The organism is Melioribacter sp. Ez-97, assembly GCF_051488665.1.
Classification (GTDB): Bacteria; Bacteroidota; Ignavibacteria; order Ignavibacteriales; family Melioribacteraceae; genus Melioribacter.
The window spans coordinates 32,178-41,958 of record NZ_JBPSEG010000019.1; the positions used below are offsets into that span (position 1 = coordinate 32,178).

The following is a 9,781-nucleotide window of genomic DNA, read 5'->3' on the forward strand; positions in this document are numbered from 1 at the left end:
TATTAAAAACGAGGAAATCAACCATGAAATTAAAGTTAACTCGAAATTTATTGATATTGCTGGTTCTCGCGTCGGTAAATTATTATCCGCAGCAAAAAGGCAGCAGCCTATTGCTCGACCTCGAAAAAGCGCATTATAAAATCGACAGAAATATCTACGGTCACTTTACCGAGCATCTGGGCAGATGTATTTACGGAGGAATATGGGTCGGTGAGAATTCTTCAATTCCCAATGTACGGGGTATCAGAAAAGATATAGTCGACGCAATGAAAAAAATCAAAGTTCCGTTTTTGAGATGGCCCGGAGGATGTTTTGCCGACGAATATCATTGGATGGACGGAATCGGTCCGCGTGCTAAACGTCCTACCATGATCAATACAAACTGGGGCGGGGTTACCGAAGACAACAGTTTCGGCACTCATGAATTTCTCGACCTTTGCGAACAAGTGGGTTGCGAACCCTATTTCAGCGGGAATCTCGGCAGCGGAACCGTGCGTGAACTTTCACAATGGGTCGAGTACGTCAATTCGGATAATGTGAGTCCAATGACGGAATTGAGAAAGAAAAACGGAAGACCGGAACCGTGGAGCGTTAAATTTTGGGGCATCGGCAACGAATCGTGGGGCTGCGGCGGCGATATGGAACCCGATTATTATTCGGATCTCGCCAAAAGATACGGACGCTTTATGAAAGACTTCGGCGATACAAGACTTAATAAAATTGCCGTCGGTCCGAACGGAAACGACTATAACTGGACGGAAGTAGTGATGAAAGAACTCGGCAATTCAGTCTGGGGATTATCGCTCCACTATTATACGTGGAATACGGGTGAACACGCTACCGACGTTACCGAAAAAAGCTGGTATAACTCCCTTCACAATACGTTAATGATGAATGAATTGATAGAAAAGCATTCGAAGATTATGGATAAATATGATCCGGGCAAAAGCGTGGCTCTGGTAGTTGACGAATGGGGTATGTGGCACGCGGTCGAACCAGGTACGAATCCGGGCTTTTTATATCAGCAAAACACGCTTCGCGACGCGCTCGTTGCGGGCATCAATTTGAATATTTTTAACAATCATTGCGACAGAGTAAAAATGGCGGCAATTGCTCAGGCGGTTAATGTTTTGCAGGCAATTATTCTTACCGAAAACGAAAAGATGATCCTTACGCCGACTTATCATGTTTTCGATATGTATAAAGTTCATCAGGACGCTATTATGATTCCGTCCGTATTGAAAACAGACAGCATTTCCACAGACCGGGGCAATATTCCGAATTTAAGCGTTTCTTCGTCGTTGGACAAGAACGGAAAAATTCATATCACCGTTTGCAATCTGAGCGCAACAGACGACGAAAGCCTGATTTGTAATTTAAATGCTTTTTCAGTGAAATCCTGCGAGGGTCAAATTCTTACTGCGGAAAAGTTAAACGCGCATAACACTTTTGATGATCCGGATAAAGTTGTTGTTAATTCATTCAAAGATTTTAAGATAGGCAAGGATAAAATAGAAATTAACGTTCCTAAACATTCCGTTATCGCGCTGGAACTGACCGGAGATTTAAATCTGAAATCCGAAAGTATCGATCCGTCAAAAATGAAACCCGGACTTTTATATAAATATTATGAAGGCGAATTCCGCAGACTTCCGGATTTTTACGAACTGAAACCGGTAAGAAGCGGCGCGGTAAATAATGTAGTATTTCCCGAAGGCACTCCGGAATACAATTACGGACTTGTTTTTGAAGGCTATATAAAAATTGACAGAGACGGTTTGTACGAGTTTTACCTTACCTCCGACGACGGTTCTAAAATGACGATCGACAATAAAGAGATTATTCTTAACGACGGCTTGCACGCTATGATTGAAAAATCGGGTGCGCTTTTTCTCAACAAAGGATTTCATAAGATTAACATTGCGTTTTTCCAGTTGGGCGGAGGCAGAGGACTTAATCTGAAAATGAAAGCTCCCGACGGACAGAAAGAAGTAATCGACGACAGCCTTCTCTATCATATCGAAGAGTAAACGGGTTTTTTAAATGATGGAAATAAAAAGAAATATATTTAATCTCTTCAAAAAAAGGGCTGTTAAATTAATCCTCCCGGCGGTGTTGCTTGCGGCTTGTTCATCCGGATTAAAAACAAATACGACCGACATTGCCGAAGGCTGGTCTGCAAACTCTATCAACACGGTAATCTTCAGACGTAATTCCGTTGTTAGTTCGGACAAAAATCAGTACGCAGCATTCTATGATACTTCGGGTTATGTTATACTTGCCAGAAGGTCGCTCGGTTCAACTGATTGGGAAATAAGAAAAACGCGATTTAAAGGAAACGTACTTGACGCGCACAACAGTATCAGTATTATGATTGACGGAGCGGGATATTTGCACATGGTCTGGAACGAACATAATTCCGAACTTCATTACTGCGTTAGCAAAGAACCGGAGGAATTGGAGTTAACGGAAATTAACCGCATGACCGGTAAAAATGAAAACAGCGTTTCGTATCCTCAATTTTTTAAGCTTAGGAACGGAGATTTGATCTTTGTTTACCGGGACGGCGAATCGGGCAACGGCAATATGGTTGTCAATTATTACGACACCGGCAAAAAAACATGGACTATGCTGCATGACAATTTGATTGACGGCGAGGGCAAAAGGAATGCATACTGGCAGCTTGATATTGACGACAACGACGTAATTCATCTTTCGTGGGTCTGGAGAGAAACTCCCGACGTAGCCAGCAATCACGATATCTGTTATGCCAGATCAAAAGACGGCGGAAAAACATGGGAAAAATCGAACGGCGAAAAGTACGCTCTTCCGATTACGTTGCAATCGGCTGAATATGCGGCAATTATTCCGCAGGGGAGCGAACTTATTAATCAAACGTCGATGTGCGCCGACAAAGAAGGAAAACCCTGCATAGTTAATTACTGGACTCCCGAAGGAAGCAATGTTCCTCAATATCATCTTGTTTATAACGACGGGAAAAGCTGGCATGCAAAACAGATATCGCAATTAACAACGCCCTTTAGCTTGAGCGGAGTCGGAACTAAAAGAATACCGATTTCAAGACCTTTAATATTATGCGACAAGAACAATTCGTTATACCTGATTTACAGAAGTTCCGAAACGGGAAATAGAATTACGCTTTCCGTCTGCAAAGACGGCAAACGAAGCGAATGGGTGCCGATCGAAATTACTGATTTCAGCGTCGGTATGTGGGAACCGACATACGATACCGAACGGTGGCGAAACTCCGGCATACTGAATCTCTTTGTGCAAAAAGTGGGTCAGGGCGACGCCGAAACAATTGAAAAAATTCCGCCTCAAACAGTTTCGGTTCTGGAAGTGAATTTAACCGAGTGATTTGATGGATACTTAACTGCGCCCGAAAATATGGCGGCTTGATTGCTTTGAGTTTTTTATTAACCGAAGATGATAGATGATAATACTTTCCTTTTAATTATGCTTACTGGGAGTGAGGTGGCGGAGCTTTAAATATCAGTCTCTCGATATTTCCATTTGCCTGCTATCCTTGCAGGTCGTCGGATTAATAATAAAAACCAGAACGAAAACAAATTACCGGGATCCGGAAATGAAAAAAAGGATGATATTTTTAGCGGCAATGTTTTTTCTGATAAGTCAAAGTTATCCGCAGAACTTTGAGAAATTAGAAAGATGCAATGCATTCGACAAAAATTGGCGTTTTCACCTCGGTGATATTAAGGGAGCGGAGAATCCCGCTTTTGACGATTCTAATTGGAGAGTCTTGAATTTACCGCACGACTATAGTATTGAAGGGGATTTCGATTCGACATATGCAAGCGCAACGGGATATTTACCGGGCGGTATCGGCTGGTACAGAAAAGAATTTAGATTGTCCCCAGACGACAAAAATTATAATTACTATCTGCAGTTCGACGGAGTTTATGAGAGAAGCGAGGTTTGGTTGAACGGTCGATTCCTGGGGCGTCGTCCTTACGGATTTATCAGTTTTTATTACGACCTCACGCCGTATCTTAATTTCGGGGACAAAAATAATGTAATTGCCGTGCGCGTGGACAATTCGGATGTTGCCGATTCCAGATGGTATACCGGCAGCGGAATTTTCCGGCACGTCTGGCTTTATAAGAAAAACAGAATTCATGTTGCTAACTGGGGCGCTTTTGTTACCTCGCATTTTGTAAATAAAAAGCGGGCGAATGTAAGAGCGGTAACGGAAGTCGAGAACAATATGAACGACGACAAATTGGTGAAACTTCAGAGTATAATTATCGATTCCGAAGGGAATGTTGTAGGACAAACCGAATCCGAAATAATTATTCCCGCTGGCGCTAAGCATGAATACGAGGCTTCCATTAACATCAAAGACCCGCGTCTCTGGTCGATTGATGAGCCTTACATTTATCGGTGGGTTAATAAAGTTTACGACGGTAAACTGCTTGTTGATAACGATACCGTTAATTTCGGCGTCAGGACGATACGAATCGACGCTAACGAAGGTTTCTTCTTAAATGATAAACCGGTTACGATAAAAGGAGTGTGTTTGCACAACGACGCAGGCCCGCTCGGCTCGGCTGTGCCTGTGCGGGAATGGGAAAGTAGATTGGAGCTTATGAAAGAAATGGGAGCCAATGCTATTAGAACGAGTCACAATCCTCCGCCGCCGGAATTGCTGGACTTATGTGACCGTATGGGTTTCCTGGTTATGGACGAAGCGTTTGATGAATGGAAAATCGGAAAGAAAAAATGGATTAAAGGTTGGAATGTAGGTCAGGAAGCAGGCGCCTCGGGTCTAAATAAGTATTATTCTCAAAACGGTTACAGCGATTATTTCGAAGAATGGGCAAAGAGGGACCTGCAGCATTTTGTAAAACGCGACAGAAATCATCCTTCCGTTATTATGTGGAGTATCGGCAATGAAATCGATTATCCCAACGATCCGTATACCGATCCAACACGGGACAATTACGAACCGTGGCGTCCGCCCGCATTTGAATTAGCCGAAATTGCAAAACGACTTTATGATTATATAAAAGAAATCGATACAACCCGTCCGGTAACTGCTGCTCTTGCCAATATTCCGCTTTCGAATGAAATCGGATACGCCCAGATTCTGGATGTTGTGGGCTACAATTATCAGGAGCAATATTATAAACGCTATCACGCAAGATTCCCCGAAAGAAAAATTATCGGCAGCGAAAACGGCGATTCATACAGCGCGTGGCTTGCAGTTAAAAATAATCCTTTTGTCTCCGGTCAGTTTTTATGGACGGGAATCGATTATTTGGGAGAAGCAGGCAAGTTCCCCTCGCGCAGCAATACTTCTGGCTTGATAGATTTGTGCGACTTTAAAAAACCCGGATTTTATTACAGAAAAAGTTTATGGACCGACGATCCGATGGTCTTCGTCTCGGTAACGCCTCCTTACGATACTTTGAATCGCTTCCGGTTTAATACCGTCGAAAGCTGGAACTGGGATAATTATAAAGAAAAAGAATTACAGGTAGTTGCTTTTACAAATTGCGACAGCGTACAGCTGCTGGTAAATAACCGTAAAGTATCCGCAAAAAAGTTATCCGACGCCGAAGACGCTATGATCTTTTGGAAAGTGAAATATGAACCCGGCGAATTAACCGCACTGGCTTATCGAAACGGCGACGTAGTTGCCAAACATATTATTAAGACCGCATCGGAGCCGGAATCGATTATTCTGAAGTCCGACCGATCTTCAATTAAAGCCGACGGCAAGGACATTGCGAGAATTGAAATAATCGTTGTCGATAAAAACGGCAACAGGGTTCCATATGCCGATAATAAAGTCGAAATTGAAGTTGAAGGCGAAGGCATTAATATCGGCTTCGGTAACGGCGACAATAAGAATCTCGAATCATTCAAATCCGATACGCATACGGTTTATAGGGGAAGAGCCCGGCTGTTTGTTCAATCGAACGGCAATAAAGGTAAAATAATCGTGAGGGCAAAATCAAAAAATTTGAAGCCCGGCGAAATTATAATTAACGCAAATTGACAAAGAGGTTTAATATGATAAGAAAAATGCTTCCGGCGGTTTTCTACTTTATTAGCGTTGTCGTAACGGGACAAAATTTTGCCGGCGTAAAACATATTGATAAAACGGGAAATCATTCCGAAAGTTACCAATCGTTAACATTCGACGGAGCCTGGTGTTGGTTTTCCGACCCGCGCGCGGTTTACTACGAAGGCAATCATCGACGCACTTATGCTGCGTGGGTCGACAGCTACGGCGATGTTATCGTCGGCTATTACGATCATGACGCGAAGAAGATTGCTTCTAAAGTTCTGGAAGACAATTTCGAAATCGACGATCACGATAATCCTTCTCTTCTCTTTATGCCGGACGGCAGATTAATGGTCTTTTTTACGAAGCACAGCAGTAAATATCCGATTCTCCTTTTTACAATGAAAAATCCCGAGGATATTTCCTCCTGGGAAAGAAAAGAATTGCATCTTAACGACGAGGAGACTTACAAAGGATTTCACAGCAGTTATACATATGCTAATCCCGTTATGCTTTCAGCGGAAAATAACAGAATCTATTTATTCTGGAGAGGAATCGATTATAAACCGAATTATTCCTATTCAGACGACATGGGAAAAACCTGGAGGAAAAGCAGAATTTTAATTTTACCCGAAAGAATCTACAACCTCCGAAGACCATATTTGAAAATTGCGTCCAACGGCAAAGATAAAATTGCCTTTGCTTTTACCGACGGGCATCCTCGCAACGAGAGCGAAAACAGCGTCTACTATATGTATTATAAAAAAGGCGCTTTCTACGACGCAGAGAACAATGAAATTGGAAAACTCGACGGCGAGCCCGTTAAACCGCAAAATGCCTCGGTGGTTTATGACGCAAAACTTACAAAACAAAAAGCCTGGGTATGGGATGTAGCCCTCGACAGGGAAGAAAATCCCGTAATTGTTTATTCGAAATTTCCCGACGATTCTAACCACGTTTATTGTTATGCTCGGTGGAACAAAAAGAGTTGGAACAACTACGACCTGGTTAATTCAGGTAAATGGTTTCCCGAAACTCCCGATGGCGCTATCGAACGAGAACCGAATTACTCCGGCGGGATAAGTATCGATCATGAAAATCCGAACGTAGTTTATTTGTCCGTAAAAAGAGATTCCGTTTTTGAAATAGAAAAATGGACGCTCGAAAAAAACAAAAAATGGATTGCGGAAAATATTACGAAAGGCTCGAGCAAAAATAACGTGCGACCCGTTTCGGTTTTAAATGCCGACGAAGATAATCCGTTGCAGGTTTTGTGGATGCAAAATACGCGTTACGTTCACTATACGGACTTTTTCTCGTCAATAAAAATGAATCTCCCTTCCCCAAAGATTACAAATCCGTTTAATGTAGACGAAATAAAAAATTTGATGCGTCAGGCGGCGGATTGGCAGCTGGCAAATCCGATTAAAGAGTCGAAGCTCGACTGGCACTACGGCGCGTTTTATATCGGGCTCGAAGCTTTGTACGAAACCGTTGAAGAAGACAGATATTTGAACGAAATGATTAACGTCGGTCAAAAAAACAAATGGCGATTACTGAATCATATTTTTAATGCGGACAGACTAACGATTGCCGATGTTTATGTGTGGCTTTACGAAAGGGAAAAAAATCCGGAGATGATCGATATTGCAAAGTGGGTTATGGATATTCACAAAGTCCGAACCGTAAAAGCCGACCCGAGATATGATAAAAACAATTATCGTTTTGAATGGTGGACCTGGTGCGACGCCCTCTTTATGGCTCCGCCTTCTTTTGCGAGAATGTATCGGGTAACGGGAGATTCCGGCTATCTCAAATATGCAATTGATCACTGGTGGATTACTTCGGATTATCTTTACTCGAAAGAAGACAGTCTCTTTTATCGCGACGACAGATTCTTCGATAAAAAATCGGAAAACGGTGAAAAGATTTTCTGGTGCCGCGGAAACGGATGGGTGATTGCCGGTCTCGCAAGAATGTTGAATATAATTCCGAAAGACGATCCGTCGCGACCGAAATTTGAAAATCAATTTAAGGAAATGGCTCATAAATTACTTTCGTTACAACGGGAACACGGTTTGTGGACGGCAAGTTTGTACGATCCGGAACAGCTTCCGATGGGAGAATCGAGCGGCAGCGCTTTTTATACGTATGCGCTTGCATGGGGAATTAATAACGGACTGCTTGATAAAGCTGTTTTCGAACCCGCCGTTAAAAAAGCATGGAAAGCGCTCTGTGCAAACGTTAATGAATGGGGACGACTGGGCTATGTTCAGCAGGTTGCCGGCGACCCTTATCCGTTCTACGAAAATCAGTGGCAGGTTTATGCAACCGGAGCTTTTCTCCTTTGCGGCAAAGAAATGATAACGTTATTGAATAACAATTAATAAAACTCGCTTGTTTTAGACAGTATAAATTTCAGAACAAGCGTTTATGCCAATGTAAAGGGAGCAAAATAAAGTGAATCGTAAAATTATAATCTTGTTATTTGCGGGTTATTTTATATCCGTTGTTGACCTGCAAGCCCAGCATTTGCCGCCATCGGAATATGATTTGGTATGGAGCGATGAATTCGACGGCGAAAATCTTAATCCCGACGATTGGGGCGCTGGCATGAAACCGTGGGGCGCTAAAGACAATAATCCGTGTTTGATTGTTCCGGAAGACACATACATTGAAGACGGAAATCTTGTGTTGAGAATCAAAGAAGGAAACTACGGTCAATATAAATATTCGTGCGGTTGGGCGTGGACCAAAAAATGGTTTAAGTACGGTTATTTTGAAATGCGCGCCAAATATCCGAAAGGTAAAGGACAATGGCCCGCATGGTGGATGTTGAAAGAGGGATGGCCTCCCGAGATCGATATCGCCGAGTATCGCGGAGAACCCAAAAGTTATATGACTCAGGCTTTCTATTGGGGCAATTGGAGTACAAATTTGTTAAAAGAAAGCGAGGGCTGGGACTTTACCGAATGGCATACGTACGCTCTTCATTGGGGTCCGCAATTTTTGATATGGTATGTCGACGGGAAAATTACAAAATATTTTTATGGCGATGAAGTTCCAACAGATCCGATGTATATGATTTTCAGCGCGGGACTGGACGGCTCCGACGCAGATTCCGCTACGGATTTTCCCAATTACTATGCGATAGATTATGTCCGCGTTTATCAAAGCTCCGATACAAGCGATTGTTTCTCTACTCCGGTTGTGCCGAATGTGCAGATAAACTTCGGCGCATGGCAAATAACCGATACAATTTATGCGAAGAAAGGTGAATATATCGGGCTGGCTCCTTATCCTTCATCCGGAGGCGAATGGATCTGGAGCGGCTCAGGCTTGTCGGGTTCGTCATATCCTCAATATTTTATTGCTCAACAAAACGATACGATAGTTGCTAAATTTGTTAATGCTTGCGGAGATACCAGCGCGCTGAATTTTTATCTTTTTGTAAATCTGACCGGAATAGAAGAAGAAAAAAAATTGAAAGACGATTATACGCTTTTGCAAAACTATCCGAACCCTTTTAATCCCGTTACTACCATTAAATACCGGACTCCTGCGTATGGAAAAATTGAATTAAAGGTATATGACATTTTCGGACAGGAAATTACAACTCTTGTAAACGGCTTAAAAGCGCCCGGAATCTACGAAGAAAAGTTTGACGGCAGTAATTTGCCAAGCGGTATTTATTTTTACAGACTTCAGACCGAAAGCGGATACGGCGAA

General features: G+C 42.6%; 5 protein-coding genes and 1 pseudogene. All 6 read left to right on the forward strand.

Annotated features, from left to right (window positions below; all coding sequences use genetic code 11):
* Positions 1-23: 23 nt before the first annotated feature.
* Positions 24-1,556 (forward strand): annotated as a pseudogene (locus ACSSWA_RS14395) (alpha-N-arabinofuranosidase); the annotation flags it as partial.
* 45 nt (positions 1,557-1,601) lie between these two features.
* Positions 1,602-2,030, forward strand: a complete 429-nt coding sequence (locus ACSSWA_RS14400) for a PA14 domain-containing protein (protein ID WP_437357264.1) — start codon at positions 1,602-1,604, stop codon at positions 2,028-2,030.
* A gap of 13 nt (positions 2,031-2,043) precedes the next feature.
* Positions 2,044-3,378, forward strand: a complete 1,335-nt coding sequence (locus tag ACSSWA_RS14405) for a BNR repeat-containing protein (RefSeq protein ID WP_437357256.1) — start codon at positions 2,044-2,046, stop codon at positions 3,376-3,378.
* 229 nt (positions 3,379-3,607) lie between these two features.
* Positions 3,608-6,043 carry a glycoside hydrolase family 2 TIM barrel-domain containing protein gene (locus ACSSWA_RS14410; protein WP_437357258.1) on the forward strand — a complete coding sequence of 812 codons (2,436 nt, stop codon included), beginning with the start codon at positions 3,608-3,610 and terminating at the stop codon, positions 6,041-6,043.
* Between the two features lie 14 nt (positions 6,044-6,057).
* The gene (locus ACSSWA_RS14415) at positions 6,058-8,439 is read left to right on the forward strand and encodes a glycoside hydrolase family 88 protein (protein ID WP_437357260.1); all 2,382 of its coding nucleotides are present in this window, start codon (positions 6,058-6,060) and stop codon (positions 8,437-8,439) included.
* A gap of 73 nt (positions 8,440-8,512) precedes the next feature.
* A partial coding sequence (locus tag ACSSWA_RS14420; RefSeq protein ID WP_437357262.1) for a family 16 glycosylhydrolase occupies positions 8,513-9,781 on the forward strand: 1,269 nt, incomplete at its 3' end.

Bases quoted from the DNA above. Each gene is read 5' to 3' on its own strand.
- ACSSWA_RS14400 (WP_437357264.1), top strand. From the start codon at position 1,602: ATGAAACCCGGACTTTTATATAAATATTATGAAGGCGAATTCCGCAGA.
- ACSSWA_RS14415 (WP_437357260.1), top strand. From the start codon at position 6,058: ATGATAAGAAAAATGCTTCCGGCGGTTTTCTACTTTATTAGCGTTGTC.
- ACSSWA_RS14405 (WP_437357256.1), top strand. From the start codon at position 2,044: ATGATGGAAATAAAAAGAAATATATTTAATCTCTTCAAAAAAAGGGCT.
- ACSSWA_RS14410 (WP_437357258.1), top strand. From the start codon at position 3,608: ATGAAAAAAAGGATGATATTTTTAGCGGCAATGTTTTTTCTGATAAGT.